We start from the raw sequence: 25,045 nt of genomic DNA, 5'->3' as shown, positions 1-25,045 counted from the left end.
ACCGGCCGGCGCGTCGGCGTCAGGCCGCGGCGATGACGATCTCGTCGATCGGCTTGCGGCTGCGGGGTGCGACCTCTCGCTCGCGCAGCGGCTCGGGCAGCGTCGACGCATCGCCGACCCGGCCGACCGCGGTGATCGAGACGATCTCGAGCCCGTCGCCGAGTCCGAACGCAGCGGCGAGGCGGTCGCCGTCGAATCCGCCCATCTGGTGGGTGTGCAGTCCGTCGTGCTGGGCCTGCACGGTCATGTGCGCGACCGCCTGCCCGAGGTCGTACTTGGCCCAGGGGCGCGGCCGGTCGTCATCGCCGACCAGCTCGGCGACGTTGACGACCAGCGCGGCGGCCGAGTCGGCCCATGCCTGGTTGAAGCCCATGAGGGCGTCGTGGACGGTCGTGAAGGCGTCGCTGCCGCGGCGGGCGACGATGAAGCGCCACGGCTGCAGGTTCATCGCGGAGGGCGCCCACCGCGCGGCTTCCAGGAGCGTGCGCACGTCGTCGTCGGTCAGTTCGGCCGTGGGGTCGTAGGCGCGGGGGCTCCACCGCTCGACGAGGGGGGCCAGGAGCGGTGCGTCGGTGTCGGCGCGGCGGGTGGTGGTCTCGATGAGGGTCATGGCGTCGCCCTTCCGGTGGTGCGGTTGTGCTGTCTTGGAGGGACGCCGTCGGCCCGATCCATTACAACGCATGGATCCGCCCGGTATTCCACCGGGTCATCCGTTTCTCAGGAACTCCGAGGCGGAGTGGGTGGTTCCTCAGGACGACACGCCGCGCTCGGCGGAGCCGACCGGCGCGTCGTCCTGAGAACGGCGATCAGCGGGACAGTTCCTCGCGGATCCCCGCCACGAACGCGTCGATGTCGTCCTCGGTCGTGTCGAACGAGCACATCCAGCGCACCTCGTTGCGTGCCGCGTCCCAGTCGTAGAACTTGAAGCCGCGCTCGCGCAGCCGGTCGGCGACGCCCGCCGGCAGCACCGCGAAGACGCCGTTCGACTGGGTCTCCTGAGTGAACGACAGCCCGGGCAGCTCGCCCGCCGCGATGCCCGCGTCGAGCGCGTCGCGCAGGCGGCGCGCCATCGCGTTCGAGTGGGAGGCGTTGCGCAGGTACAGGTCGCCGTCGAGCAGCGCGATGAGCTGCGCCGACACGAAGCGCATCTTCGACGACAGCTGCATGTTGAGCTTGCGCAGGTACTTCAGGCCCTCGGATGCCGCGGGGTCGAGCACCACGATGGCCTCGCCGAGCAGCGCGCCGTTCTTGGTGCCGCCGAAGCTCAGCACGTCGACGCCGGCGTCGCGCGTGAAGGCGCGGAGCGGCAGCCCGAGGGAGGCCGCGGCGTTCGAGATGCGCGCGCCGTCCATGTGCAGCTTCATGCCGCGCTCGTGGGCATGGTCGGCGAGGGCCCGGATCTCGTCCACCGAGTACGCCGTGCCCAGTTCGGTGGTCTGGGTGATCGACACGACGAGGGGCTGCGCCCGGTGCTCGTCGCCCCAGCCCCACGCCTCGCGGTCGACGAGCTCGGGCGTGAGCTTGCCGTCATCCGTCGGCACCGTCAGCAGCTTGATGCCGCCGACCCGCTCGGGCGCTCCGCCCTCGTCGACGTTGATGTGCGCCGTGGAGGCCGCGATCACCGCGCCCCAGCGGGGCAGCATCGACTGCAGCGCCGTCACGTTCGCGCCCGTGCCGTTGAACACCGGGTACACCTCGACGGGGTCGCCGAAGTGGCGTGCGAACAGCCTCTGCACATCCTCGGTGTAGGCGTCGTCGCCGTAGGCGACCTGGTGGCCGCCGTTCGCCGCGGCGATCGCGGCCAGGACCTCGGGGTGCACGCCGGAGTAGTTGTCGGAGGCGAAGCCGCGGAACTCGCGGTCGTGGAGGGGAACGAACTCGTGGGTCACCGGACGATTCTCCCAGACGCGGCCGGGCGGCCCCTCCCAGGGCCGGCGGATGCCGCAGCGCGACGCCGCGACGGGACGTGAACGAGTCCTGAACGTGATGCGCAACCCGTTGACTCTGCCGGGCGAGTGTTGGAGCGTGGCCCCGTGATCGATCGGACTGCAGTGCCCTACCTCGCCGGATTCGCGCTGTGCGCGGGAAGCGTGCTCGCGCTCGCCGCGTGCACCCAGGGTGAGGCCGATGCACGGCCGGAGGCGGCCGATCACGCGATCGTGTGGGTGCAGGCGGACTGATCGCGCGTCGGGCGTGCGCGGGCCGCGACCGTGCTCGCCCGTCCGCTTGCGTGGGCCCGCGGTGACAGAGGTTAGGCTAAGCTAAGTTCGCCCGAACTCGTCGGGCTGCCGCCACCCACCGACCGATGGAGTCAGCACGCCCATGCGCGCCCACCGCGGAATCGCCCTCGCCACGACCGGCCTCGCCGCCGCGCTCGCCCTCACCGGCTGCGCCACCGACCCCGCCGCCGAGGAGGGCGCGCTCACCGTCTACGTCGGCCGCGACGAGGGCCTCGTGGGGCCGCTCATCGAGCAGTTCGAGGAGGAGACCGGCATCCAGGTCGAGGCGCGCTACGCGGCGACGCCCGAACTGACCGCGCTCCTGCTGGAGGAGGGCGACCGCACGCCCGCGCAGGTCTTCCTGTCGCAGGATGCCGGCGCGCTCGGCGCGCTGGCCGACGACGACCTCGTCGCCGACATCCCGTCGGACCTGGCCGACCTCATCCCCGACGGCTTCACCTCGCAGGACGACTCGTGGATCGGCGTCACGGGCCGGGCGCGCGTCATCGCCTACGACGGCGAGCAGCTCGCCGAGGACGAGGTCCCCGACACCGTCGACACGCTCACGGGCGAGGAATGGTCGGGCGAGGTCGCGTTCGCCCCGGGCAACGCGAGCTTCCAGTCGTTCGTCACCGCGCTGCGCGTGCTCGAGGGCGAGGACGCCGCGGCCGAGTGGGTCGCCGGCATGGCCGCCAACGACCCCGAGCTCACCGAGAACAACCTCGCCTCGCTCGACCTCGTCAACACGGGCCAGGCGCAGATCGGCCTGATCAACCACTACTACTGGTTCCGTCAGGCCGCCGAGGTCGGCGCCGACAACATGCGGGCGCAGCTCAAGTTCCTCCCGGGCGACCCGGGCGGCATCGTCAACGTGACGGGCGCCGCGATCCTCAAGGGCGCGGCGGATGACGCCGACGCTCGCGCCTTCATCGAGTTCCTCGTCTCCGAGCAGGCGCAGCGGTACTTCGTCGAGGAGACCTTCGAGTACCCGCTCCTGCCCGGCGTCGACGCCCCCGAGGGCCTGCCCGCGATCGACTCGCTCGTGAACCCCGGCCTCGACCTGTCCGACCTCGACTCGGTGGGCGAGTCGCAGCGGCTCCTGGCCGACAACGGCCTGATCTAGGAACGGGCGAGCGGATGTCGGACGCCGCCGCCTCCCAGCGGGCATCCGCCTTCGCCGCCCTACGCTTGACCACGACATGACTGCCCAGGTCGCGACTCCGAGCCCCCGCCGCCCGTGGGGGCTCATCGCGGCATCCCTGATCGCGGTCGCGCTCGCGGCGATCCCCGTGGCGCACCTCGTCGTGCGCGTCCTGTCGGCCGACCCGGCCGAGCTCGCGTCGGTGTTCGACCGGCCCCGGATCCCGACGCTCGTCGGCAACTCGGTGATGCTCGCGGCATCCGTCACCGCGACCGCGGTCGCCCTGGGGGTGCCGAGCGCCTTCCTGCTCGCCCGGGCCCGGCTGCGGTGGCGCGGGTTCTGGGCCGTGCTCGCCGCGCTCCCGCTCGCGATGCCCTCGTACCTCGCGGCGTACGGGTGGCTGGCGTGGCAGCCCTCGATGAAGGGCTTCTGGGCCGCGTGGCTCGTGCTGAGCTTCGTGTCGGTGCCGTACGTGACGCTGCCGGTCGCGGCGGCGCTGCGCATCGGCGGCACCGGCCTCGACGACGTGGCCCGCACCCTCGGCCGCGGCCCGCTGGGCTCCTTCATGCTCGGCACATGGCCGCAGATCCGGCCGGCGGTCGGCGCCGGCGCGCTGCTCGTGGCGCTGTACACCCTCAGCGACTTCGGCGGCGTGGCGCTGTTCCGCTTCCCGGTGCTCACCACCGCCATCCAGCAGGCGTACTCGGCGAGCTTCAGCCGCGACGAGGCGGCCGTGCTCGCCGTGCTGCTCGTGACGCTCGCGCTGCTCGTGGTCGTCGCCGAGCAGGTCGCGCGCGGCCGCGCCGCGCGGCGCATCCAGGCGGCACCCGCGACGGGCCGGCGGCGGATGACGCGGCTCGGCCGCTGGACGGCGCCGGCGGTGCTGCTGCTCGTGCTCGTGCCGGCGGTCGCGGTCGTGGTCCCCGTCGCGGTGCTGATCTCGCGGGTGCTCACCGCCGAGACCCTGCGGGCGCTCGACCCGGTGAACCTCGCGCAGGCGGTCGGCAACACGGTGGTGCTGTCGGCCGGCGGCGCGATCGTGGCCGTCGCCCTCGCCCTGCCGATCGGCGTGCTCGCGGCCCGACATCGGGGCCGGCTGGTGCGCACGATCGAGTCGGCCGGCTACCTCGCCCTCGGCCTGCCGGGGATCGTGGTCGGCCTGTCGCTGGTCTTCTTCTCGCTGAGCGTGCTGCCGGGGCTGTACCAGACGGCGCTCGTGCTCGCGTTCGGGTACGGCGTGCTCTTCATGCCGAAGGCGATCGGCTCCATCCGCTCCGCGACCGGCCAGGTGCCGACCTCGCTCGAGGACGTCTCGCGCACGCTCGGCAACTCGCGCACCCGAACCTGGGTCACGGTGACCGCGCGCCTCGCGCGACCCGGCATCTTCGCGGCGGCCATGCTCGCCGCGGTGAGCGCGATGAAGGAGCTGCCCGCGACGCTGATGCTGCGCCCCACGGGAACCGACACCCTCGCCACCGAGCTGTGGCAGCGCACCGACATCTCCGCCTACGGCGCGGCGGCGCCCTACGCGGTCGCGCTGCTCGTCGTCGCGGCCGTGCCGGCCTTCCTGCTCTCCGACGCACGCGCCGGGCGGGAGGCGACGCGCGAGGCGATCGCGCCGGCCGCGACGGCTTCGGCGGCGGCGCAGGCGCCCGGCCGCGGACCCGGATCGAACCAGGAGGCGATGGCATGAGCCGGCTCGAAGTCCGCGACCTGACCGTCGGGTACGACGGCGCGCCCGTGCTGCACGCCGTCGACGTGGAGGTGCCGCACGGCGAGCTGCTCGCGATCGTCGGCCCGAGCGGCTGCGGCAAGACGACGCTCCTGCGCACGATCGCCGGCCTCCTGCGGGCGCGGTCCGGCGAGATCCGCATCGGCACGCGCATGGTGACCACGCACGGCATCCACCTCGCACCCGAGAAGCGGCGCATCGGGTGGGTGCCGCAGGACGCGGCGCTGTTCCCGCACCTCACCGTCGCCGAGAACGTGGCCTTCGGCATGCTCGCCGGTCGCGGCTCGTCGCGTGCGGCACGTCGCGCCGCGTCATCCGACGAGGTGCGGCGCCTGCTCGAGCTGGTCGACCTGGGGCCGCTCGCCGATCGGCAGCCCGGGCAGCTCTCCGGCGGGCAGGCCCAGCGGGTCGCGCTCGCCCGCGCGCTGGCATCCGCCCCCGAGCTCGTGCTGCTCGACGAGCCGTTCGGCGCGCTCGACCCCATGCTGCGCGCCGACCTCCGCGCCTCGGTGCGCGAGCTGCTGCGGGCCGAGGGCGTCACCGGCATCCTGGTCACCCACGACCAGGCCGAGGCGCTGTCGATCGCCGACCACGTCGCCGTGATGCGCGGCGGGGAGGTGCTGCAGCTCGGCACGCCGGAGGAGGTATACCGGGTGCCCTCCACGCCGTGGGTCGCCGGATTCGTCGGCGATGCCGTGTTCCTGCCGGGCGTGCTGCACGGCGACGAGGTCGCGACGGCGATCGGCCGGCTCGGCGCGGTGCCGGTGACGGATGCCGCGGGGCTGACCCCGGCCGACGGGGAGGGCGTGACGGTCCTGATCCGGCCCGAGGAGTTGCGCGTGGCGCCCGTGGGCGCGGCGGGGCTGGTCGGCGCCCCCGGGCCGGACGCGGCCGGCGGCATCCCGGTTGCGGACGCGGCCGGCGGGGCGGCGGCATCCGCTGCGCTCGACGGCGTGGTCACCGACGTGGAGTACACCGGGCACGACGCGATGCTCGCGCTCGCCCTCGCCGACGGGCAGCGTCTGCGCGCCCGGGTGACCGCCTCGGGCCTGGTGCCGCGCGGAACCGAGGTGCGCGTCTCGGTCGCCGGCGCGGTGCTGGCGTACCGCCCCGAGCACGCCTGACCCCCCCCTCCCCATCGGGTTGCCACTTTCGCCGGGAATGCAGGCGAGGTTCCCGGCAGAAGTGGCAACGCGCGTCGCGGGGAACAGCGGCGAGCGGAGGAGCGTTGGTGCCCCCGCCCATCGGGTTGCCGCTTTCGCCGGGAACGCGGGCGAGGTTTCCGGCAGAAGCGGCACGGCGAGCTGGAGTGCGGGCGAGGTTTCCGGCGGAAGTGGCAACGGGAGCTGGAGTTCGGGCGGGCGGACGGGCGTGAGCCGGGGAGCAGCGGCGTGCGTGAGGCGTGAGGGATGAGCGGCGAGCGGAGGTGCGGTGCTTGCGGAATGGGAAGATATCTTCCTATGCTGTCCGACATGGCACGCAGACGTGAAGGACGGCTGGTCCCGCTCGAGGTCGACATCCTCGGAGCGGGCATCGAGTTGCAGGCCGAGGGTGACGAGTTCTACGGGTTCGCGCTGGCGAAGCGCATCGCCGAGCGAGCGGATGCCGCGGCGCTCACGGCGCACGGCACGCTCTACAAGGCCCTGGCACGGATGGCGGACGCGGGGCTCCTCGAGTCGCACTGGGAGGATTCGGCGATCGCCGAGGCCGAGGGTCGGCCCCGCCGGCGGCTCTACCGCGTGACCGGCGCGGGCGAGGTCGCGCTGCGCGCGGAGCTCGCGGCGCAGCGCGCCGACGCCGTCGGCGCACCGAAGGCGGCGTTCGCGTGAGCCTCGGGACGGCCGCGCCGATCGCCGCCCTCGACCACGCCGGGCTCGACCTGCCCGAACCCACCGCCGTCGCCCGCCGCACCGGCGACGAGCACCTCGACGCGCTCGTGCTCGGCTGGGCCCGCTGGTACACCCGCGACCTGCCCGCCGAGGTCGCCGCCGACCGGCGCGACGAGCTCGCCGCCGACCTCCACGACGAGCGCGCCTGGGCGGGCGAGGCGGCGTCGGCGTCGATCGCGCAACGCTGGCTGCGCGGCATCCCGGCCGATCTCGCCTGGCGTGCCGCCCGCATGCGCGGGGTGGCGATCGCAGCACCGCGCGGCACCTTCCCGCGCGCGGTGCCGGCGTTCGGGCTGGCCGCCGCCGCACTGCTCATCGCGTGGGGCGTGCTCGTCGTCGCGCGCGTCGCGCCGCTCGTCGCGACCGGCGCCTGGTGGGGCGCGTGGGACCTCGTCGCCGCTGCCGCGGTCGGCCTGGCGTTCGCCGTGACCGGCGGCGTGCTCTCGCTCGTGCCCGGTCGCCGCTGGTTCGGCAGTCTCTGGCTCGCCGCCGCGGCGTACGTGCTGCTGCAGCACGGCACCGTCGCGCTGATGACCGCGAGCGTCTCGCTCGGCGCGTTCGCATACGGCCAGGGCGCCCAGTCCGCGTTCGTCGTCGACGTGCTGACCGCGGCGGGCGTGCTCCTCTTCGCCGGGCTCGCCCTCTGGTGGGCACCCCTCGACGGCGGCGCCCGGACGGGGGAGGGCCGATGAACCTCCAGCGGCTCGCGGCGCCGGTCGCGGGTGCCGGCGCGCTGCTCGGCGTGGCCGCGGTGGCCGCGCTCGGCGCGGGCGCCGCCGGCCTCGAGTTGCCGACGGCCACTCGCGCGCCTGTCGCGGCGCCCGCCAGCGCGCAGCCTGCCGCTCCCGCGCCGATCATCGCCGCCGGCGCGCCGGCCGAGCCGGAGCCCGAGCCCGAGCCCGAGCCCGTGGCGGGCGACGACGTCGATCCGTCGCTCCTGCGCGGCGGCATCGACCCGGCGGGTGTGCCCGTCGCGCACCTCGAATGGCTCACGATCGTCCCCGAGCTCGACCCGGAGGACCCGTCGTTCGTGACGCCGGCCGAGCGGGAGCAGCACATGATCCGCGAGCACGCGATCGCGCGGTGCATGGCCGACCGCGGCGTGACCTACTACCCCGCCGCCTGGTGGCTCGCCGAGGATTCGCAGCCGCGCGGACTCAGCTTCGACGAGTCGAGGGTCTTCAACACGACGCTCTTCGGCGACCAGGCACTCGCCGGATACGACTGGACGAGGCCCTGGACCGAGCGCGGGTGCATCGGCGCCGTCGAGCACGAGCTCGAGGAGGCGGCAGCCTCCGGCACCGTGCTCGCGGTCGACGTGCCCGACCCGGATCCGGCGACGCCCACGCCCCGCCAGGCGCAGTTCGTGTACGACCAGGCGATCCAGCGCTGCATGGACGACGCCGGGTTCGACTACCTCATGCCGTGGGAGCTGCGCCCGGGTGCGAGGGAGTACCCGCACGGACCGCCGCAGTACCTGCCGCAGATGCCGGCGTCGCTCGACGAGGACCAGCGCGCGGCCTGGTCGCGTCAGCTCTGGGGCGACCCGCTCCCCGGCGCGGCCTACCGCTGGGAGGACGCCGGGTGCAGCGGCTACGCGACCCACGTCACGGGGCGCGACAACATGCACTGAGCACGAGACCCGGTGACGGATGCCGCGAGCCCGGGCCGCGGCATCCGTCACCGCTCGGTCACCCGGTCGGGCACTGGCGGTCAGCCGCCGCCGGGAAGTCGGGCACCGGGCGTGCCGAGGCCTCCTCGGCCGTCGCGGCGACGCCGTTCGCCTCGATGTCGCGGATCAGCCAGTCCATCTCGTCGATCTCGCGCCGCTGCGCCTCGCTGATGCCCGCGGCGAGCTCGCACACGCGGACATCGACGTTCCGGAAGCGCTCGGAGCGGGTGATCGCGAGGGAGTGGTGCGGGATCATGCCGCGCATGAACGCCGCGTCGTCGACCGTCGCCTGCGTGCGGTCGAGGGCGATGCCGCCGCCGATGAGCAGCAGGCTCGCGGCGACGACGGCGATGTTGGCCTTCCAACTGCGGTACATCCCGAGCATCCATGCCAGCATCACCAGCCCCATGGTCCCGCCCATGGTGATCGCCATGAAGACGCGGCTCTGGCTGAACCGGATGTGGGTCCACTCCCACGAGCCCGCGAACATCACGAAGTACATGACGGCCAGCGAGGTGAGGATCATCGCGGCGAACCGCAGGTAGGTCGCCGCGGTGCTCCGGGAATCGTCGTGCCGCTCGCCGCCGCCGGTGTCGGTCGCGGCGTCGGTCTCGTGCGGGTCTGTCGGCCGATGCTGGGTCATCCGGACCACCTCCGGAGAACCATGCGACCGGGTCGCGCCGCGCCCCGCAAGGGCGTTGCCGCCCCTGCGCCGACTCTGGTAACCCGGCGGCACTAGGGGTTCGAGCGCTTCCCGACGCGTCCCTTCAGCCACCAGAGCCCGAGCAGCCACGTGCCGAGCGCGGTGATGATCCACATGATGAGCGTCGCGAGGATCCAGGTCACGATGCCGTCGACGCGGATGCCGTCGGGGAACAGCGACGCGATGAGCAGGGCGACGAACGTCGAGACGAGCCCGATGCCGCCGAGGATGGCGGAGGCGTACTGCCGGGCGACGTTGAAGATGAACGGCGCGAGGATGGCCTGCGCGACCGTGAAGACGACGACGGCGACGACGAAGCCGGCGGCGTCGAGGTGGAAGTCCGGCAGGATCCAGGAGGTGACCAGCAGGCCGATGGCCGCGGTCACGAGCGAGATCGCGATGTTGATCAGGAAGCGCACCATGCTCGAAGGCTAGCGGCGGACGCCCGTCGGGGGGAGGATGACTCCGTGACGGGCACGAGCGGCGATCGACCGGGCGGACCGGTGCCGGACCAGCGGGCGGCGCGGCGCGTCCAGGGCACGTACTACACGCTGATGCTCGGCAACACCCTCGCGGCGTCGTTTATCTGGGGCATCAACACGCTGTTCCTCCTCGATGCTGGCCTCTCGAACCTCGAGGCGTTCGCGGCCAATGCCTTCTTCAGCGTCGGCATGTTCCTGTTCGAGATCCCGACCGGCGTCGTGGCTGACACCCTGGGCCGGCGCGTGTCCTACCTGCTCGGCACCGTCACGCTCGCTGCGACGACGGCGCTGTACTGGCTGCTGTGGGTGTGGGAGTCGCCGTTCTGGGCGTGGGCCCTGGTATCGGTGCTGCTCGGGCTCGGGTTCACGTTCTTCTCGGGCGCGGTCGACGCGTGGCTCGTCGACGCGCTCACCGCCACGGGCTACACGGGCAGCCTCGAGTCGGTGTTCGGTCGCGCGGTCATCATCGGCAGCGTCGCGATGCTCGGCGGGTCGGTGCTCGGCGGCGTCATCGCGCAGCTGACGAACCTCGGCGTGCCGTTCCTGGTGCGAGCGGGGATCCTCGTGGTCATGTTCGGGGTCGCCGCCCTGCTCATGCGCGACCTCGGCTTCACGCCGGAGCGGGGCGCCGGCCCGTTGAAGGCCACCGGGACCGTGCTCCGGGCGTCGGTGAAGTACGGCCTCGGCAACCGCCCGGTGCGCTGGCTGATGCTGACGACCCCGTTCACGACGGGTGTCGGGTTCTACGCGTTCTACGCCCTCCAGCCGTACCTGCTCGAGCTGTGGGGCGACGAGGGCGCCTACTCGATCGCCGGACTCGCGGCCGCCCTGCTGTCGGGCGCGGGCATCGTCGGTGGACTGCTCGCTCCGGTCGTTCGGCGCCGGTTCCGCAAGCGCACCTCGGTGATCCTCCTGTCGACCCTGACGAGCACGGCCGTGCTCGTCGCGCTGGCGTTCTCGGCGAACTTCTGGGTCGCCGTGGCGCTCATCGCGCTGTGGGGGGTGTCGTCGTCGATCGACGACCCGGTCCACCGCGCGTACCTGAACGACATGATCCCGTCGAAGCAGCGGGCGACGGTGCTGTCGTTCGACTCGCTGCTGGGCAGCGCGGGCGGCGCGGCGATCCAGCCGGCGCTGGGTCGCACCGCCGACCTCGGCGGGTACGGCTTCTCGATGCTCTGGAGCGGTGCCGTCCAGGTGCTCGCGGTCCCGTTCGTGCTGCTGAGCCGGCGGGAGCAGGACCCGGCCGACACGGCGCGCGAGGTCACGACCGGTCCGCAGGCGGGCGACGAGCCGGCGACGGATGCCGCGCTGCCGCCCACCGTCGACTGAGCCGGGCGGCGTCGCGCGGGCGCGACGTCAGGGGGTGATCGTGGTGACCCGGCCGTTCAGCTCCGCGGCCGCGGCATCCGCCGACCACAGCGCGACGACCTCGTCGGCGAGCCGCTCCTCAAGGCCCGACAGTGACTTCACGCGGAAGGTCACCGCCGCCGCGGGCGAGTCGGCCTTGGTGAAGCCGTCGGCGAGCGACCGCATCCACGACTCGCTCGCCGCCTTGATGGCGGTGTAGTTCGCGCCGCCGGCGGTGGGCTTCTCGACCGTGGTCGACGACACGATCGCGATGCGGCCGGCGTCGGAGTGCACGAGGTCGTCGAAGAACACCCGGCTGACGTAGCGCAGCGCGGTGAACGAGCGCTCGAGGACGCGGTAGTCCTCCTCGGTCTGGCCGGCGATGCCGCCGCCGCCGCGCCACCCGCCGACGAGGTGCACGACGCCGTCGACGTCGCCGACCCGGGCGTGCACGCGCATGGCGAGTTCGAGCACGTCGTCGCCGTCGGTGAGGTCGGCGCGCTCGCCGAGCACTCCGGGGATCTCGACCTCGAGCTCGTCGAGGCGGCCCTGGTGCGTGCCGATGACGACGACCTTCGCACCCTGGTCGACGAGGGCGCGCGCGACGGCTCGGCCGGAGGCGCTGGTCGCGCCGGCGATCACGAGGACCTTGTCCTGCAGGCTGTTCACGGTAGGAGATCCTCTCATGCGCGAGTCACCCCGAGCGGCCGGCGGATGCCTCGGGTATGGCCGTTCGGGGTGACTCGCGGGTGGTGCGGTGGTGCGGTGGTGCGGGTCGGCGTCAGGCGTCGGCGGCGGTGATGCCCACCGTCGACTCGATGACGGGCTTCATCTTCTTGTCGAGCGCCTCGAAGAACATCGAGAGCGGGAACTCGTCGTCCATCACGAGGTCGGTGTAGCCCTTGGGCGGGCCGGCGAGCACCTCGCGCGGCAGGCCCTCGGCCCACACCGACGCCGGGTTGGGCGTGAGCACCGAGCGCACGAGCTCGTACGCGGCGAGCCAGTGAGCGGTCTTCGGCCGGTCGATCGACTTCCAGTAGAGCTCGTCGATCGCGTCGCCGAGCTCGACGACGGCGTCGGGCACGGCGTCCCAGTCGAACGTGAGCTTCACGTCGGTCCAGTCGAGCACGTGCTTCTGGTGCAGCCACGCGAACAGCAGCTGCCCGCCGAGGCCGTCGTAGTTGCGCACGCGCGTACCGGTGATCGCGAACCGGAAGATGCGGTCGAAGATCACGGCGTACTGCACGAGCTTCGCGTGCTCGAGCATCTGGGCGTCGACCTCGTCGAGCGTCTCGCCGGCGTCGACGCGCGCGCGGAGGCCCCGCTCGATCTTCACCGACTCGCGGAACGCGGTCAGGTCGCAGCGCAGCTCCTCCAGCGAGTAGAGGAAGAACGGCATCCGCTGCTTGATCATGAAGGGGTCGAACGGCAGGTCGCCGCGCATGTGCGTGCGGTCGTGGATGATGTCCCACATCACGAACGTGCGCTCGGCGAGGTCCTGGTCGTCGAGCAGGCTCGCCGCGTCATCCGGCAGTTCGAGCTTGGTGATCTCGGATGCCGCGCGCACCACCCGTCGGTACCGGGCGGCCTCGCGGTCCTGGAAGATCGCGCCCCACGTGAACGGCGGGATCTCGCGCATCGCGACCGTCTCGGGGAACAGCACGGCCGAGTTCGTGTCGTACCCGGGCGTGAAGTCGACGAGGCGCAGGCTCACGAAGAGCTTGTTGCCGTAGTCGCCGGCCTCGAGGTGGGCGATGAACTCGGGCCAGATCGTCTCGACGACGAGCGCCTCCACGTGGCGGTCGGACGAGCCGTTCTGCGTGTACATCGGGAACACGACGAGGTGGCGGATGCCGTCGACGCGGTGCAGCTGCGGCTGGAACTCGACGAGCGAGTCGAGGAAGTCGGGCACGCCGAGGCCGTCGGCCTGCCACTTCCGGAAGTCGGCCTGCAGCGCCTCGAGGTACGCGGCCTCGTGCGGGAATCGCGGGGCGAGCGCGGCGACCGACTCGACGATCGCGTCGACGAGCGCGGATGCCGCGGGCTTGTCCGACTCCTCGGGGACCGAGCCGTCCTTGACCTGCAGCGACTGCAGCTCGGTCGCCGACTCCTTGAGGCGGAGCCAGGCGGGGTCGGACTCGACGCCGCCTGCGAGTGCGATGAGCTCGGGGGTGACCTCGATGCCCTCGTCCTCGAGAACCTCGGGTTCGCCAACGATTGCAGTCAGGGTGTCCTGTGACATCGGAACCTCCGTTCTCAGTGGGTCGGGCCTCGCGGCGCGGGTGGGCGGCGACGATTCGGCCGCCCACTCAAGGCTACGTGGCGGTCCTTCGCGATTGATTGCGGGCGCACGCGGGATTCTTGCGTGGACGCGCGAAACCACGCGCGCGACCTGCGAACTCGCGCACGCCCGCGCCCCCGACGGGCGGACACGCACGCCGCCGGGAGGCGCAACCCCTTCGTGGGGTTAGCGTGGAGGCATGCGCGGGACGCGGCGACGCCGACCGGCACGGCGTGCCGTGCCGTCGGGGCTCGCGGTGCTCCTCGCCGGCGCGCTGGCCGCGTGCACCGCGCAGGCGCCCATCGTCCCGGGCGCCCCGACCGTCGCCGCGTCGCCCGTGGCCACGGCGCCGTCGGGCGCGACGGAGCCGCCCGCCGCCCCCGCGCCGAGCCAGCCGCGCATCGTCCCCGGGCCGCCGCGACTGTCCGCGGCGGAGGCGCCCGGGCTGGTCGCGCGCCTGGCCGCCACCACCGCCGCCGACCTCACCGCGGCGGTCCGCTGGGCGACGCCCCCCGGTCGCAGCGCGCTCGGCGACACGCTCGACGCTCGCGTGCAGCAGCTCGCGCGCGACTTCGCGTCCCAGCACGGCGCGGCGTGGGTGCCGGCCGCCGACGTGGTCCCGGGCGGGAGTTCGGCACCCTGTCGCGGCGCCACCGTGTCGGGCGCGGCCGGCGCGGTGCTCTCGGTCGACTGCAGCATCGTGACCGCCGCCGGATCGCTGCTGGGGGAGCGCCTCACGGTGCTGCGCCGCGAGGCCGGGGGCGCCGGGTCCGTGGCGCGCGAGGTCTGGTACGGGGATGCCGCGACCGGCGCGGTGCACGACGGCGCCGCGCTCTACGAGCCCGGCCGGGAGGGGCGGGTCCTCGGGCTCGTCGCGGAGGCGCTGCGCTCCGCGGGACGTGCGGAGGCCGCCGCGGATCCCTTCGCCGGGCTCGACGCCGCGGCCATGCGGGCCCTGCTCGCCGACTCCGCGGTCACCCGGGAGGGGATCATCGTCACGCTGGCGGTCGCCGGGTCGACCGCACCGGTCTCGGTGCTCGTGCCCGGCCGCCTCCTGCAGCCGTTCCTCTCCGAGGCCGGCCTCGCCGCGACGGCGACGGCCGCGGCCGACGAGCCCTACGCCGCCCCGTCCGCCCCGGTCGGCGACGACCCGGTCGACTGCTCCTTCGCGACCTGCGTCTCGATCACCTTCGACGACGGGCCGACCGGGCTCACCGCGGGCCTGCTCGACCTCCTCGACGGTGCGCGGGCGCCCGCGACGTTCTACGTGCAGGGCTCGTCGGTGCAGCGCGCCCCGGGCACGGCGGCGCGGATCGCCGAGAGCGGGCACGAACTCGCCAACCACACGTGGGCGCACCCCGACCTCACGAAGCTGAAGGACGACGAGGCCGTGCGCCGGGAGGTCGAGCGCACCCAGGCCGCCATCCGCGACGCGACGGGCGTCACGGCGCGGAGCATCCGGCCGCCGTACGGCGCCTCGGACGAGCGCGTGCGTGGCCTGGTCGCCCTGCCGTTCGTGGTATGGGACGTCGACACGGTCGACTGGCGCGACCCCGGGCCGGAGGTGGTCGTCGAGCGCGCCGTCGGCGGGAGTCGGCGCGGGAGCATCGTGCTGATGCACGACACGCACGAGCAGACGGTCGAAGCGGTGCCGGGCGTGATCGCGGGCCTGCGGGCCCGGGGGTTCACCCTCGCCACGGTGGCGGAGCAGTTCGGCGGATCGCTGCCCGCTTCGGGCCTGCTGAGCCACGGCCCGCGCTGATTCGGGGCGCGCGGGCCTCGGTGCCGGTACGGATGCCGCCCGGTGCTGCCACCGGCGGGGGTCCGTGCGAGCCCTCACGTACCTCGCGAGCGAATCGAGGGGACCGCCCTGATGAGCAGCAACCTGAGGATTCCTAACCTCGCAGTATCCCCACTCCAGAGAGTCGGGTTCTCGAGAAGGAGAAGGAACCATGAACACCAACCGCACCGCATTCATCGCCGGCACCGCCGCGATCCTGCTGGCCCTCACGGGCTGCGCCGGGGTCGATGGCCAGTTCGACGACGGGGCCCGGGCCGAGTCCGCCCAGAACCGCCTCTCCGCGGCCCAGCAGCAGCTGAGCCCTGACCAGGCCCTCAAGGCGCAGGCCTACGAGCTGCTCCGCCAGGCCAAGGAGGCCGAGTTCCAGGCCCGCGCCGCACAGCAGGCCGCCGCGGACATGAGCCGCAACGAGGTCCTCCGCTCCGTCAAGCAGTCGGAGTCGACCCCCGTGCTGAGCGTGCAGGAGCGCATCCGCCAGTCGAAGCAGTCCGAGTCGGAGCCGGCGCCGGTGACCGCCGAGCCGATGACTCCCGAGCAGGTCCGCGAGTTCAAGGCCTCGCAGGTCCAGTGAGCAGGGGAACGACGCACGCAGTCATCCATCCGGACGGGGCGCGGGTCAGGCGAGCGATCGCCGGACACGCGCCCCTCGAACGTGCCCCGCGACGCGCCGCGGCCGAATGACCTTGGTCCGCCGATCCGGTCGGACCCCGCGCAATGATTCAGGGATGGACGAACGCGATCCCGACGCGGCACCCGACCCCGCGCCCGAGTCCGGTGCCGCACCCGACGCGCCCTCCGACCGGTCACCCGTCGCGCGCGATCGGTCGCGCGCCGACCGCACCCTGCTCGTCATCCTCGCCGCGGTCGCCGCGCTCGTGGCCGTCGCGCTCGTCGTGGTCTTCACGCGCGGCGAGCCGGAGCAGCTCGACGAGGCCACCCCTGAGGGCGTGGTGCAGCGGTACACGGCCGCGGTCATCGCCGGCGACGAGGGCGAGGCGATGGGCTACCTCGTGCCGGACGTCGCCGAGGACTGCATCCGGATCGAGACGGCCCCGTCCGACCGCATGCGGGTCACGCTCGCCTCGACCACGGAACGCGACGACAGCGCCGACGTCGACGTGCTGATCTCGTGGTCGTACGACGAGGGGCCGCTCGGCGGCTCGGGCGTCGAGGAGGAGGGCACCTTCGACCTGGTCAGGACCGACGACGGATGGCGCATCGAGACGGCGCCGTGGCCGCTCACCATCTGCGAGCCGGGGGCGTGGCGATGATGAGCGCCGCCGAGCCGGTCGTGGTCCGCCAGCAGGGCGGCGCGCAGGGGACCGTGCGACGCCTCATCGTCTACGGCCTCCTGTTCGTGCTGGTCGTGATCGCCGCGATCGGCCTCGCCGGGCTCCTCGGCCGTGCGGTCGACGCCGGAGCGGCGCTCGCGGGCGGCGGCGTCGCCGACCTGGCGCTCTGGCTCGCCTTCGCCCTGATCGCCGGCCCGCTCGCGGCGGTGCTCTGGTGGGTGGTCTGGCGTCGGCTGACGGACGAGGGTGAACGGTCCTCGCTCGCATGGGGGCTGTACCTCACCGCCATGTACACCGTGTCGCTCATCGTCGCGACCTCGGCGCTGATGGCGACGGCGACGGCGGCGATCGAGGCCCGTTGGCTGCCCGCCGAGTTCGCCACCGCGGTCGTGTGGGCCGCCGTCTGGGTCTGGCATCGATGGATGTCGCGCCACCCGCGCCGCGGACCGGTGCGCCTCCGCGCCGTGCCGTGGGTGATCGCCGCCGTCTACGGCCTGGTGCTCCTGGTCTCGGGGGCGATCGGCGTCCTCGCTCCGCTCCTCGACGAGGCGCTGGTCGGCGGCACGGCGCCGGCACTCGCCGGTGCGCCCTGGTGGCGCCTGTCGCTCACCGCGCTCGTCGGAGCGGTCGTCGGCGGGCTCGTGTGGTGGTGGCACTGGTATCGAGACGACGTGCGGTCGCTCCGCACCGGGTTCGCGGGCGTCGCGCTCGTCGTGGTCGGCGTCCTCGGCGGCGCTGCGGTGATGCTCGGGGGGCTCGGCACTGCGCTGTGGGTGGGGCTGCGGCTCGCCTTCGACCCTGCCGACACCGTCGGCGAGATCCTGGCCCCGCTCGGCACGGCGCTCGCCGCGGCCGCGGTCGGCGCCGTCGTCTGGGTCGTCCACCGGCGCATCGCCGCCGCACGGTCCACGGGCACCCGCCGCGCGGCCGATCTCGTGATGTCGGCGCTCGGCCTCGCGGCCGCCGCCGCGGGTATCGGGGTCGTCGTGAACGCGGCCCTCGGCGCGCTGGTCAGCCCGCTCGTTGCGGCCGACACCCGGTCCCTGCTCCTCGGCGGGATCGCGGCCCTCGTCGTCGGCGCGCCGGTGTGGTGGGTGCACTGGCATCCGACGCGGCCCCCGACGCCCGAGGACCTGACGTACCAGGGTCGCCGGGTCTACCTGATCGCGGTGTTCGGGCTGAGCGCCGTGGTCGGCCTGATCACCCTGCTCGTGGTGGGCTTCCGGCTGTTCGAGTTCGCACTCGACGCGACATCCGGCGCGAGCCTCGTCGACCGCATCCGGGCTCCGCTCGGCCTGCTGACGGCGACGGTGCTGGTGTTCGCCTACCACTTCGCGGTGTGGCGCCGCGATCGCGCCGCGATCGTCGAACAGGGCATCGCGCCGTCGCGCCGCATCGGCCGGGTGGTGCTGGTGACGGCGGATGCCGCGCCCGAGCTCGTGCGCTCGATCGAGGCGGCCACGGGCGCCTCGGTGACCGTGTGGCGGCGTGAGCCGTTCGCGGCGGTCACGCCCGCCGAACCGGTCCCGGTCGCGGATGCCGCGGCCGTGGCATCCGCGTTCGAGGGCGTCGCCGCACGCCGGGTGCTCGTGCTCGCGGGCGCCGACGGCCGGCTGGAGGTCGTGCCGCTGGCGGAGTGACCGGGTGCAGCATCCGGCGGCCGCCGCGGCGGGTGCGGCGGGTGCGGCGCGTGCCTAGGCCGAGTCCCGGTCAGCGGGCCGGTAGCGCAGGGCGAGCGTGCCCGATGCGAACTCGTGGCGTTCGACGGGTTCGAGGCGGATGCGCTCGGGGAGCCCGGCGAGCAGCGTCGGTCCGTGCCCGGCGACGACCGGCTGCACGACGAACACGTACTCGTCGATCAGGCCGAGCGATGCCAGCGCCCTGGGAAGCTCGACGCCGCCGACGAAGAGGCCCTCGCCCGCTTCCTGCTTGAGCCGCCGGACCGCGTGCTCGAGGTCGCCCCGCACCAGCTGGCCGTTCCAGTCGGCCGAGTCGAGGGTGCTCGACACCACGTGCTTCCGCTTCGGGTCGATGACCTCGGCGAACGGGATCTCCCACTCCCGCATCCAGTCGGGCCATTCGCCGGTGGCCGGCCGTCGCCAGGCCGACTGCATCATCTCGTAGGTGGTCCGGCCGAAGAGCAGCGCATCGGCTCGCTCCAGCTCGGCGGTCCAGAAGCGCATCGACTCGGCATCGGGGGCGATCCCCGCCTCATGATGGACGCAGCCGTCGAGCGTCACGTTGATCGCGTACCGAAGTGGCGCCATCCGATCGCTCCCCCTCTCGAACGCGCGGCGTCGCCGACGCGTGCGTCTCGGCCGACGGTCGGCCGACCTACCAGATCGTGCCGCCGCCGACCGAGATCCCGCCCCACGTGAGGGCGATGAAGATCGCGGCGAAGACGACGGGCGCGATGCCCGTGCCGCTGCGGGCGAGCCCCTTGAAGAGGGCGATGACGGCGAGGATCGCGGCGATGACCGAGAGGCCGCCGCCGATGATCAGGCCGATGAACAGGGGGATGGGCATGAGCACGAGGCCGGCCAGCGCGACCCAGAACGCGGCCCAGGCTGTCGGGTTGGAGCGGCGTTCGACCGAAGAGGAGGACATGCCTCATTATCCCGCGGTTCGCGCCCGAGGTGCGGGCCTTCGCCCGGCGAGCGGCGCTGATCGTACGATGGCGCCATGCCTGATGAAGCCGACCAATGGCGCAAGGAGCGCATCGCAGTCCTGCGACTGATTCTCGAGGTGGCCGACCGGTTCGACGAGTACGTGGCCATCCTGCGGTCGGCGGAGGATCGCAGTGATGCGGAGGTCCTGGTGGCGAAGGCGTTCGGCTGCACTGAAGCCGACGCACGTGGGATCGTGCTTCAGCTCTCGGTTCAACGACTCACGATTCCCTTCTATGTCGAACGGATGAGGGAGGAGCTCGCCGAGCTCGGAGCGTGATCCTCCGAGCGGTCTCGCCGGCGAACTCGACATCGATCGACCGGGGGATGTCAGGTGCCGGAGATGGTCAGAGGTCGAGGAAATCACCCAGCCACATCCGCACGGCTGCGAGGCAGTCGGTCGAAACCCGACCTGAGATCTTCGTGAGCCGGTCACGGAACAGGGTTCGCAGTTGCTCGGTCATGATCCTTCAGCGGAACTCTCAATCGCACGGCTCGTCGTGGACCTCGTTCCCTCGCGACGTCAACCAACTTCCCGGAGCGAGTCCTTCGCTTGGGATGACGAAGACCGCGACCTTGTCTGCATCGGGCCGGTCGTTGACGAGGAGGTCGAATTTGACACCAAGCAACGGGCGCACACCGTCCGATGCAAGCCGATCTGACAAACCGGCATTCGACCCTCGCACCGTCAGCACGTCGCCAGCATCGGCTTCGATGTGGCCTCGCGCGTCCCACACGAACCCGTCGTCACGGCCCGGGCTCCGACTCTCGAACAGTCGCACGCGGTCGATCTCCATCGCCTGGCATATCCCGATGAGGAGGTGCTCCCCGTCCCAGCCGAGGCTGTACGGACCACCCTGAGCTTCGAGCAGCACACACCCCGACAGCGACGACACGACGCCGATGCCCACCGAGACGCCAGCGGCGAGCCGGGTACCCCTGCCAGCCATCACGCTAGGCAAGAGGACCGATGACCTTCAGGACGTCGCCAAGCCACACGAGCTCCCACTGAACGCCCCGATCATCATCGAGGAGTCGAGTCACGGCTTGGCGAAGCTTGGAGATCTCGATCCGCAAGCCATTCCATGTGTCCACGATCCGAAGGTACTTCGACTCCTAGCGATGGCGGGGCCGCGCCGGCCCGAAAGCCGGTCCGCCGGCGACGCGCGCACGATCCCGTAGTGAAACTCGAGCTCTCGACTGCTGCAAGATGGGCATGGAAGTGCCAGTGCGAAGTGCGAGGAACAGCGATTGAGCGATATTGCAGCCGGCGCCGTCCCGTGGACCCGCACGAGGTGGTTCTGGGGCGCGATCGGCCTGGCGGTCCCACTTGGGCTTGTGACGGCGCTGACCCTCGTCGAGGCGTTTGTTATCGAGCCATCCCGCGGCTGGACGCTCGTCGGGGGGTCGCTCGTTCTCATCGCCGGCCTCTACGGCGCCGGCGTACTGGCGTTCCGGGTCCCTGTCCTGCGTCGCGCGCAGGCCTTCAGCAGGCTGGACCGCAGGGCGCTCGTTCTTGTTGGTCGTCGTGGACTGAGCACCTCCGCCGCGCTCTCAGCGGCGGTGGGGCGCCCCGCTCTGGAGAACGCCGCCGATGATTGCTTCGTCTTCTTCGCGAACAGTTCGCACCTTGGTTTCATGAGTACGGCTCGGGGCGCCGGAACCGTGCTCATCCCGATCGAGCAGCTTGAGCGCGTCGACACCTCGCGAGCGCGCATGTTCACCGGCCGCTCGGACGTGCTGGTGCTGACGCTCCGAGCGCAGTCCGAGCCGATCACATTCGCGGTCTTCGACGAGCGGACACTGTGTGCGTTGACGGCGCGTCGGCCGCGGCTGCGTCGGCTCGCCGCCCAGATTGAGCACCTTTCAGGCGAGCAGACGACGGCCGGCACCGCCCGGTAGCCGGTGCGCACTCGACGCAGGGACGATCCCTCAATGCAAGGCCGGGCAGACAGAAGCCGGAACCCTATTCGGACCACAGCTGGCACCGATCAGCGCCAAAGCTGAGCCCGCCGAGGCCGAGCACGTCTTGGTCGAGTACCTCGCGGCGAACGAGCGCGGCGGCCGCTTCTAGGCTTGCCACGGCTTTTCCTCTTCAAGTGCCGGAGGCAGAGTGCCGTGGGCGATCCGCGCGTCAACATCATCTGACGAACGCAGGCTCTTCGAGTGTCGAAGTGACCGGCGATGGCGGTACGGTCACGTCGACGCGCACCGCACGATTCTTTAGCCAGCTTGGGTCACAAGCCGAGCAGCCGCGGAACCGACAGGTAGAACCGCTTCGCCCCCGAGTCGGCCTGCGCTTCGGCGACTCGTTCGACTGCCGCGATGAACTCACGGCGACCGTCCTCGTCGAGCTGATCCAGCGAATCTGCAACAGACTCGATTCCGTGGACGGCGACATCGGGATCAATCTCCGAGTCAGGCGAGTTCTCGAGCAGCGCGATGGCCGCGAGGATGCTCTCCACGAGGGGGTCGATATTCATGAACGCGACTTGCCTCTCACCTCGTTGGGACCGCCCCATATGACCTGCACGTCAGTCAGACGCACTTCTTCGGCGAGGTCAACCCCAAACTTGACGAAGAGGTCGTTGGGTGATTCGTCGATCCCTCAGCGCGACGCCCGCATAGGCTCGGAGCCGTGAAGGCCCAACCGGAAACCACAGCGTGAGCGCAACGCTCGCGGAACGCTTCATGGCGTCCGGAGGTCGGCCGATCAACGTGGGCGGCGAGGACGTTCACCTCTGGACCGAGGTGGGGCCGATCTCGGATGCCGTTGTCTTCCACCTGTCGCTGAATGCGTCCTCGCCGCGGCCTCAGGCGCTCTGCATGACGGCGAAGGGTGGCACGCTGCAGGTCGAGGGGCAGGACGCGTCCGACCTTGTGCTGTGGACCGATACCGCCCCGCCGCACGTGGAAGTGCATGCTCGGCCGAATCGGCGGCGAGCGATGACGAGTCGATTCTGGAACGCGTGGCGAGACACCCGCGGGGTCATGCAGTTCGGCGTCGGCAACGTCGGCATGGTGGTCGCGAGGTCGTCCGACCAGATCACGCTCCTGTGCAGTGACGGGTTCGGCGAAGTGGCATTCGGCGATCTCAGGGTCGAGATTCGAGGTCTGGGTTCCTGATGCCGACGAGGACTCACAGCCGATCCCTCAATGAGTCACCGTCGAGCGCGTCTCATGACGGCTTCGCTTGAGGCTCGAGTCTGCGGGCGTGTCGGGCGGCGATCGCGATCACCGCGATGATGGCGACGAGCACTGCAACCTGCGCGAGCGCGATGCCGATGTCGGCGCCGGGGATGGGCAGGGCTGCCGCGGCGATGTCGCCGATCAGCATGTAGCCGAACACCGCGAGCAGTGCACTGAGTGAGATGCCGGTGGCGAGGGGTGTGCGCCAGGGCAGGGCAGCGATCACGCCGAAGCCGACGATCAGCACGGTCGTGGGCAGGCTCGGTCCGAGCCACCCGAACAGGGCCGCCAGCAGTGAGAGGCAGAGCTGGGTAGTGACGGCGCCGAGTGCGATCCAGCGTGCGGCAGCGTTGCGCCCTGTCGCTGCTGCGGCAAGCGCCAAGATGAAGAGCCCGGCGACGATCACCGTCGGATTGCTGAAGGGTCCCAAGGCTCCTGGGTAGACGACCCCGGGCCACCAGATGATCACCGACACGTAGAACAGCAGGAAGGCGACCGCGAGCACCAGTGGGACCAGCACGGCAGCCCGCCGGCCCTCTGCCAGGCCGAACCGGTGTCGCAGGCCTCCGATGGCCAGCGCGAACCGGTCGCCGAGCCGCGGGCGGACGTCGCCGCGCGCGTCGGCCTGATCGAGCAGGATGCCGACGACCACCGCCTCATGCTCGGCGCGCCAATCGGCGGGGTACCACCGCAGCATCCGCCGGTACCGTTCCGCCCGCGCTGTCTCACCCATTCGTCCACTTCCGTTCATGCCAGCTGCGTTCACTGCGCTGCCGCCGATCTCAAGCCCAACCGGATCCGGGCAAGTCGCGCGGCGGTCTCCATGCGTTCCACCTCAGCCGCCACGGCCTGCTCGCCGAGCTCAGTGATGCGGAAGTACCGGCGCAGCCGACCGTCGACCGCTTCGTCACCGTCCGCGGCCACGAGCCCCTCCCGCTGCAGACGCTCAAGGACCGCGTACAGCGTCGCCACCTTCAACTCCACGCGTCCGTCCGAAGCGTCGCGGACCTCTTGCATCAGCGCGTAGCCGTGCCGGCGCCCGCCGCTCAGGGAAACCAACGTCCAGAACGTCGGCTCCCGCATCTCAGACCTCATGATGGCGAGAATACTCGCCTAAATGGAATATAGGAAGCCTGGCCCACGAACCGACAGGCGATTCCTCAGCGGGACGTCTCGCCGTGTCTGCGAAGAAGTCCGAGCACGAGGATGAGTACGCCGATCAACGTCGCGCAGGCAGCGACGGCCAATACGGTCGCGTCCGCGGGCAGCATTGCGCAGGCTGCCGGGGAGTCGTCGTAGGGACAGGTTCGCCACGGCTGGAACAAGTAGACCACCGTGACGATCGCGCCCACGAGTGCCCACCTCGACACGACGCGGTCAGACGGAAATCCCGGCGCGCTCGATCCCGACTGCTCCACGCCGACGGTTCAGCGTGAGCGCCCCGGGTTTCGCGGGTGCTCTAGAGGCGAGAGAACCCCTACTCGACCTCGTCGGCATACTCCAAGCAGGCCTCCTCATCGAGACCGTGACGTTCAAGCTGTTTCCAGACCTCTTCGGCCGATTTGCTTGCGGGCACGCCATTCGCGTCCAGGCACACTTGGTTCATCCTGGTTGTGAACGATTCATCCTCGTGCGCGAGCTGCCAGCCTCGGTCGATGTCGACAAATTCGCCGCGGTAGCATCTGTCGTCGTCACCTGTCGCGACGGCGTCCGCAGGAACGGAGTACTCGATCAAGTTTCCATTCTCCTTCACCGCAACGACGTCGAACCCGGCCTGGTTGAGGCAAGCACTGAAGCGAGCGAAGCCGGAGGTGTATTCCCCACGGGTGATCACTCCGTCAGCGATCGCGTCCTTCTGCTCAGCGCTCTGCTGAATCGGCGGGAGATCCTCACGCATGACCGCCCCACTACCGGCCTGCGCGGTTGTAGCGGCGCAACCAGCCGTCGAAAGGATGGCGGCTGCGACCATCAGACGGAGAACAGTCGTTCGAGTCTTCATCTTCAAGCGTTCCATTTCTCACGTCTGCCATTTCGCGTGGCCGGTGATCTCGTGCTCGCCCTTCGACGTACCTGACTGGTACTTCGTCACCGATTGATAGCTCGTGGATGACCAGCTCGTCCAGTAGGCAGGCCCGCCGGGGTAAGCGGAATACAGAGCTCGGACCGAGGTGACGAGGACGTTGCAGTTCGGTGTGCGGGTCGTCTGAGCGCCCCCGGTAAAGTCCGCGTTGCGCCAGGAGTAGCCGCTCGATTGGCCTGTGCCGTTAGTCCCGTAGACGCAGTTGATCGTCTTGCTTCCCAGCGCTGACGCAGGTGACATCGGTATAGCGACGAGCGCGATCGCCGCGACGAAGGCTCCTGCTGCGCGAACGAGATTTGCTCTTCCCCGCATGTATCTTCCCTTCGACCGCCGGATCGGGATGGGAGAACAGTGGCATGGCTTCCCAACGGGAGTCAACACATTCGGAGAATCCCCTCCCTCTACGCATCCCGGCTGTGCTTCGGAACCTTCAGTTGCGGTTGGCTGACGTGATTCTTCGCCCCTCAGATTAGGCGCATGGCGATCGCCCTCACGATCCCTGAGCGAGCCAGCGATCGGCGAGCGTCGTTTACGACGTTCCCCCACCG

General features: G+C 71.5%; 29 protein-coding genes. 15 read left to right on the top strand and 14 right to left on the bottom strand.

Annotated elements, in window-relative coordinates:
* Window positions 1-19 precede the first annotated feature (19 nt).
* Window positions 20-610 carry a nitroreductase family protein gene (locus ACUY4T_RS05020; protein ID WP_446017816.1) on the bottom strand — a complete coding sequence of 197 codons (591 nt, stop codon included), beginning with the start codon at window positions 608-610 and terminating at the stop codon, window positions 20-22.
* A 196-nt stretch (window positions 611-806) separates the two neighbouring features.
* A complete protein-coding gene (locus ACUY4T_RS05015; RefSeq protein WP_446017815.1) occupies window positions 807-1,889 on the bottom strand; it encodes a threonine aldolase family protein in 1,083 nt (360 codons plus the stop codon).
* A 144-nt stretch (window positions 1,890-2,033) separates the two neighbouring features.
* Between ACUY4T_RS05015 and ACUY4T_RS05010 the strand changes: the two genes are divergently transcribed.
* The 7 genes from ACUY4T_RS05010 (at window position 2,034) to ACUY4T_RS04980 (ending at window position 8,614) form a co-directional block, all read left to right on the top strand.
* Window positions 2,034-2,180 carry a hypothetical protein gene (locus ACUY4T_RS05010; protein ID WP_446017814.1) on the top strand — a complete coding sequence of 49 codons (147 nt, stop codon included), beginning with the start codon at window positions 2,034-2,036 and terminating at the stop codon, window positions 2,178-2,180.
* A 142-nt stretch (window positions 2,181-2,322) separates the two neighbouring features.
* Window positions 2,323-3,342, top strand: coding sequence for an extracellular solute-binding protein (locus ACUY4T_RS05005; RefSeq protein ID WP_446017813.1), 1,020 nt, complete (start codon window positions 2,323-2,325; stop codon window positions 3,340-3,342).
* Between the two features lie 76 nt (window positions 3,343-3,418).
* Complete coding sequence (locus tag ACUY4T_RS05000) at window positions 3,419-5,053, top strand: ABC transporter permease (RefSeq protein ID WP_446017812.1); 1,635 nt, start codon at window positions 3,419-3,421, stop codon at window positions 5,051-5,053.
* Window positions 5,050-6,216 (top strand): ABC transporter ATP-binding protein, encoded by a 1,167-nt coding sequence (locus tag ACUY4T_RS04995; RefSeq protein ID WP_446017811.1) that lies wholly within the window; start codon window positions 5,050-5,052, stop codon window positions 6,214-6,216. The genes ACUY4T_RS05000 and ACUY4T_RS04995 overlap by 4 nt, the downstream gene beginning before the upstream one ends.
* 348 nt (window positions 6,217-6,564) lie before the next feature.
* The gene (locus tag ACUY4T_RS04990; protein ID WP_446017810.1) at window positions 6,565-6,921 is read left to right on the top strand and encodes a PadR family transcriptional regulator; all 357 of its coding nucleotides are present in this window, start codon (window positions 6,565-6,567) and stop codon (window positions 6,919-6,921) included.
* Window positions 6,918-7,673, top strand: a complete 756-nt coding sequence (locus tag ACUY4T_RS04985; RefSeq protein WP_446017809.1) for a hypothetical protein — start codon at window positions 6,918-6,920, stop codon at window positions 7,671-7,673. Before ACUY4T_RS04990 ends, ACUY4T_RS04985 begins: the two co-directional genes overlap by 4 nt.
* Window positions 7,670-8,614 (top strand): hypothetical protein, encoded by a 945-nt coding sequence (locus tag ACUY4T_RS04980; protein WP_446017808.1) that lies wholly within the window; start codon window positions 7,670-7,672, stop codon window positions 8,612-8,614. Before ACUY4T_RS04985 ends, ACUY4T_RS04980 begins: the two co-directional genes overlap by 4 nt.
* A 58-nt stretch (window positions 8,615-8,672) precedes the next feature.
* Here the strand turns inward: ACUY4T_RS04980 and ACUY4T_RS04975 are convergent, their stop codons facing one another.
* Window positions 8,673-9,296 carry a DUF305 domain-containing protein gene (locus ACUY4T_RS04975; RefSeq protein WP_446017807.1) on the bottom strand — a complete coding sequence of 208 codons (624 nt, stop codon included), beginning with the start codon at window positions 9,294-9,296 and terminating at the stop codon, window positions 8,673-8,675.
* 92 nt (window positions 9,297-9,388) lie between these two features.
* Complete coding sequence (locus tag ACUY4T_RS04970) at window positions 9,389-9,778, bottom strand: phage holin family protein (RefSeq protein ID WP_446017806.1); 390 nt, start codon at window positions 9,776-9,778, stop codon at window positions 9,389-9,391.
* Window positions 9,779-9,910: 132 nt separating this feature from the next.
* Between ACUY4T_RS04970 and ACUY4T_RS04965 the strand changes: the two genes are divergently transcribed.
* Window positions 9,911-11,170 (top strand): MFS transporter, encoded by a 1,260-nt coding sequence (locus ACUY4T_RS04965; RefSeq protein WP_446018130.1) that lies wholly within the window; start codon window positions 9,911-9,913, stop codon window positions 11,168-11,170.
* Between the two features lie 27 nt (window positions 11,171-11,197).
* Here ACUY4T_RS04965 and ACUY4T_RS04960 read toward each other — a convergent pair whose 3' ends face one another.
* Both ACUY4T_RS04960 and ACUY4T_RS04955 read right to left on the bottom strand, forming a co-directional pair.
* The gene (locus ACUY4T_RS04960; RefSeq protein WP_446017805.1) at window positions 11,198-11,857 is read right to left on the bottom strand and encodes an SDR family NAD(P)-dependent oxidoreductase; all 660 of its coding nucleotides are present in this window, start codon (window positions 11,855-11,857) and stop codon (window positions 11,198-11,200) included.
* 112 nt (window positions 11,858-11,969) lie between these two features.
* Window positions 11,970-13,430: a DUF6421 family protein gene (locus ACUY4T_RS04955; RefSeq protein WP_446017804.1), complete on the bottom strand. Its 1,461-nt coding sequence runs from the start codon at window positions 13,428-13,430 to the stop codon at window positions 11,970-11,972.
* A 238-nt stretch (window positions 13,431-13,668) separates the two neighbouring features.
* On the opposite strand from ACUY4T_RS04955, the gene ACUY4T_RS04950 reads away from it, so the two are divergent.
* The 4 genes from ACUY4T_RS04950 to ACUY4T_RS04935 all read left to right on the top strand — a co-directional run bounded on the left by ACUY4T_RS04950 (window position 13,669) and on the right by ACUY4T_RS04935 (window position 18,202).
* Window positions 13,669-15,231, top strand: coding sequence for a polysaccharide deacetylase family protein (locus tag ACUY4T_RS04950; protein WP_446017803.1), 1,563 nt, complete (start codon window positions 13,669-13,671; stop codon window positions 15,229-15,231).
* Window positions 15,232-15,421: 190 nt separating this feature from the next.
* Window positions 15,422-15,841 carry a hypothetical protein gene (locus ACUY4T_RS04945; RefSeq protein ID WP_446017802.1) on the top strand — a complete coding sequence of 140 codons (420 nt, stop codon included), beginning with the start codon at window positions 15,422-15,424 and terminating at the stop codon, window positions 15,839-15,841.
* A 154-nt stretch (window positions 15,842-15,995) separates the two neighbouring features.
* Window positions 15,996-16,541 (top strand): hypothetical protein, encoded by a 546-nt coding sequence (locus ACUY4T_RS04940; RefSeq protein WP_446017801.1) that lies wholly within the window; start codon window positions 15,996-15,998, stop codon window positions 16,539-16,541.
* The gene (locus ACUY4T_RS04935) at window positions 16,538-18,202 is read left to right on the top strand and encodes a DUF5671 domain-containing protein (protein ID WP_446018129.1); all 1,665 of its coding nucleotides are present in this window, start codon (window positions 16,538-16,540) and stop codon (window positions 18,200-18,202) included. Before ACUY4T_RS04940 ends, ACUY4T_RS04935 begins: the two co-directional genes overlap by 4 nt.
* 54 nt (window positions 18,203-18,256) lie before the next feature.
* Here ACUY4T_RS04935 and ACUY4T_RS04930 read toward each other — a convergent pair whose 3' ends face one another.
* Both ACUY4T_RS04930 and ACUY4T_RS04925 read right to left on the bottom strand, forming a co-directional pair.
* Entirely contained in the window at window positions 18,257-18,829 is a 573-nt protein-coding gene (locus ACUY4T_RS04930; RefSeq protein ID WP_446017800.1) for a dihydrofolate reductase family protein, read from the bottom strand.
* A 67-nt stretch (window positions 18,830-18,896) separates the two neighbouring features.
* Complete coding sequence (locus ACUY4T_RS04925) at window positions 18,897-19,169, bottom strand: hypothetical protein (protein ID WP_446017799.1); 273 nt, start codon at window positions 19,167-19,169, stop codon at window positions 18,897-18,899.
* 75 nt (window positions 19,170-19,244) lie between these two features.
* Here ACUY4T_RS04925 and ACUY4T_RS04920 point away from each other — a divergent pair, with 75 nt between their 5' ends.
* Window positions 19,245-19,508: a hypothetical protein gene (locus tag ACUY4T_RS04920; protein WP_446017798.1), complete on the top strand. Its 264-nt coding sequence runs from the start codon at window positions 19,245-19,247 to the stop codon at window positions 19,506-19,508.
* 202 nt (window positions 19,509-19,710) lie between these two features.
* Here the strand turns inward: ACUY4T_RS04920 and ACUY4T_RS04915 are convergent, their stop codons facing one another.
* A complete protein-coding gene (locus ACUY4T_RS04915; protein ID WP_446017797.1) occupies window positions 19,711-20,178 on the bottom strand; it encodes a hypothetical protein in 468 nt (155 codons plus the stop codon).
* A 388-nt stretch (window positions 20,179-20,566) separates the two neighbouring features.
* Between ACUY4T_RS04915 and ACUY4T_RS04910 the strand changes: the two genes are divergently transcribed.
* Window positions 20,567-21,130 carry a hypothetical protein gene (locus tag ACUY4T_RS04910; protein ID WP_446017796.1) on the top strand — a complete coding sequence of 188 codons (564 nt, stop codon included), beginning with the start codon at window positions 20,567-20,569 and terminating at the stop codon, window positions 21,128-21,130.
* A gap of 335 nt (window positions 21,131-21,465) precedes the next feature.
* Here ACUY4T_RS04910 and ACUY4T_RS04905 read toward each other — a convergent pair whose 3' ends face one another.
* Window positions 21,466-21,693: a hypothetical protein gene (locus tag ACUY4T_RS04905; RefSeq protein ID WP_446017795.1), complete on the bottom strand. Its 228-nt coding sequence runs from the start codon at window positions 21,691-21,693 to the stop codon at window positions 21,466-21,468.
* 199 nt (window positions 21,694-21,892) lie between these two features.
* Between ACUY4T_RS04905 and ACUY4T_RS04900 the strand changes: the two genes are divergently transcribed.
* Window positions 21,893-22,354: a hypothetical protein gene (locus ACUY4T_RS04900; RefSeq protein ID WP_446017794.1), complete on the top strand. Its 462-nt coding sequence runs from the start codon at window positions 21,893-21,895 to the stop codon at window positions 22,352-22,354.
* A gap of 52 nt (window positions 22,355-22,406) precedes the next feature.
* On the opposite strand, the gene ACUY4T_RS04895 is transcribed toward ACUY4T_RS04900, so the two are convergent.
* The 4 genes from ACUY4T_RS04895 to ACUY4T_RS04880 form a co-directional block, all read right to left on the bottom strand.
* On the bottom strand, window positions 22,407-23,114 hold the full coding sequence (locus ACUY4T_RS04895) for a hypothetical protein (RefSeq protein ID WP_446017793.1): 708 nt from the start codon (window positions 23,112-23,114) through the stop codon (window positions 22,407-22,409).
* 65 nt (window positions 23,115-23,179) lie between these two features.
* Window positions 23,180-23,512 carry a PadR family transcriptional regulator gene (locus tag ACUY4T_RS04890; RefSeq protein ID WP_446017792.1) on the bottom strand — a complete coding sequence of 111 codons (333 nt, stop codon included), beginning with the start codon at window positions 23,510-23,512 and terminating at the stop codon, window positions 23,180-23,182.
* 65 nt (window positions 23,513-23,577) lie between these two features.
* Window positions 23,578-23,769, bottom strand: a complete 192-nt coding sequence (locus tag ACUY4T_RS04885) for a hypothetical protein (RefSeq protein WP_446017791.1) — start codon at window positions 23,767-23,769, stop codon at window positions 23,578-23,580.
* 125 nt (window positions 23,770-23,894) lie between these two features.
* Window positions 23,895-24,431 carry a hypothetical protein gene (locus ACUY4T_RS04880; protein ID WP_446017790.1) on the bottom strand — a complete coding sequence of 179 codons (537 nt, stop codon included), beginning with the start codon at window positions 24,429-24,431 and terminating at the stop codon, window positions 23,895-23,897.
* Window positions 24,432-25,045 lie beyond the last annotated feature (614 nt).

Source organism: Agromyces arachidis, from assembly GCF_052805135.1.
This window is presented reverse-complemented; position numbering and strand designations above follow the sequence as displayed.

Coding starts and splice junctions, on each gene's coding strand:
- ACUY4T_RS04955 (WP_446017804.1), bottom strand. CDS start 13,430: ATGTCACAGGACACCCTGACTGCAATCGTTGGCGAACCCGAGGTTCTC.
- ACUY4T_RS04975 (WP_446017807.1), bottom strand. CDS start 9,296: ATGACCCAGCATCGGCCGACAGACCCGCACGAGACCGACGCCGCGACC.
- ACUY4T_RS05020 (WP_446017816.1), bottom strand. CDS start 610: ATGACCCTCATCGAGACCACCACCCGCCGCGCCGACACCGACGCACCG.
- ACUY4T_RS05000 (WP_446017812.1), top strand. CDS start 3,419: ATGACTGCCCAGGTCGCGACTCCGAGCCCCCGCCGCCCGTGGGGGCTC.
- ACUY4T_RS04995 (WP_446017811.1), top strand. CDS start 5,050: ATGAGCCGGCTCGAAGTCCGCGACCTGACCGTCGGGTACGACGGCGCG.
- ACUY4T_RS04940 (WP_446017801.1), top strand. CDS start 15,996: ATGGACGAACGCGATCCCGACGCGGCACCCGACCCCGCGCCCGAGTCC.
- ACUY4T_RS04915 (WP_446017797.1), bottom strand. CDS start 20,178: ATGGCTGGCAGGGGTACCCGGCTCGCCGCTGGCGTCTCGGTGGGCATC.
- ACUY4T_RS04945 (WP_446017802.1), top strand. CDS start 15,422: ATGAACACCAACCGCACCGCATTCATCGCCGGCACCGCCGCGATCCTG.
- ACUY4T_RS04990 (WP_446017810.1), top strand. CDS start 6,565: ATGGCACGCAGACGTGAAGGACGGCTGGTCCCGCTCGAGGTCGACATC.
- ACUY4T_RS04890 (WP_446017792.1), bottom strand. CDS start 23,512: ATGAGGTCTGAGATGCGGGAGCCGACGTTCTGGACGTTGGTTTCCCTG.
- ACUY4T_RS04980 (WP_446017808.1), top strand. CDS start 7,670: ATGAACCTCCAGCGGCTCGCGGCGCCGGTCGCGGGTGCCGGCGCGCTG.
- ACUY4T_RS04930 (WP_446017800.1), bottom strand. CDS start 18,829: ATGGCGCCACTTCGGTACGCGATCAACGTGACGCTCGACGGCTGCGTC.
- ACUY4T_RS04895 (WP_446017793.1), bottom strand. CDS start 23,114: ATGCTGCGGTGGTACCCCGCCGATTGGCGCGCCGAGCATGAGGCGGTG.
- ACUY4T_RS04880 (WP_446017790.1), bottom strand. CDS start 24,431: ATGGAACGCTTGAAGATGAAGACTCGAACGACTGTTCTCCGTCTGATG.
- ACUY4T_RS05005 (WP_446017813.1), top strand. CDS start 2,323: ATGCGCGCCCACCGCGGAATCGCCCTCGCCACGACCGGCCTCGCCGCC.
- ACUY4T_RS04950 (WP_446017803.1), top strand. CDS start 13,669: ATGCGCGGGACGCGGCGACGCCGACCGGCACGGCGTGCCGTGCCGTCG.
- ACUY4T_RS04970 (WP_446017806.1), bottom strand. CDS start 9,778: ATGGTGCGCTTCCTGATCAACATCGCGATCTCGCTCGTGACCGCGGCC.
- ACUY4T_RS04935 (WP_446018129.1), top strand. CDS start 16,538: ATGATGAGCGCCGCCGAGCCGGTCGTGGTCCGCCAGCAGGGCGGCGCG.
- ACUY4T_RS04965 (WP_446018130.1), top strand. CDS start 9,911: ATGCTCGGCAACACCCTCGCGGCGTCGTTTATCTGGGGCATCAACACG.
- ACUY4T_RS04925 (WP_446017799.1), bottom strand. CDS start 19,169: ATGTCCTCCTCTTCGGTCGAACGCCGCTCCAACCCGACAGCCTGGGCC.
- ACUY4T_RS04920 (WP_446017798.1), top strand. CDS start 19,245: ATGCCTGATGAAGCCGACCAATGGCGCAAGGAGCGCATCGCAGTCCTG.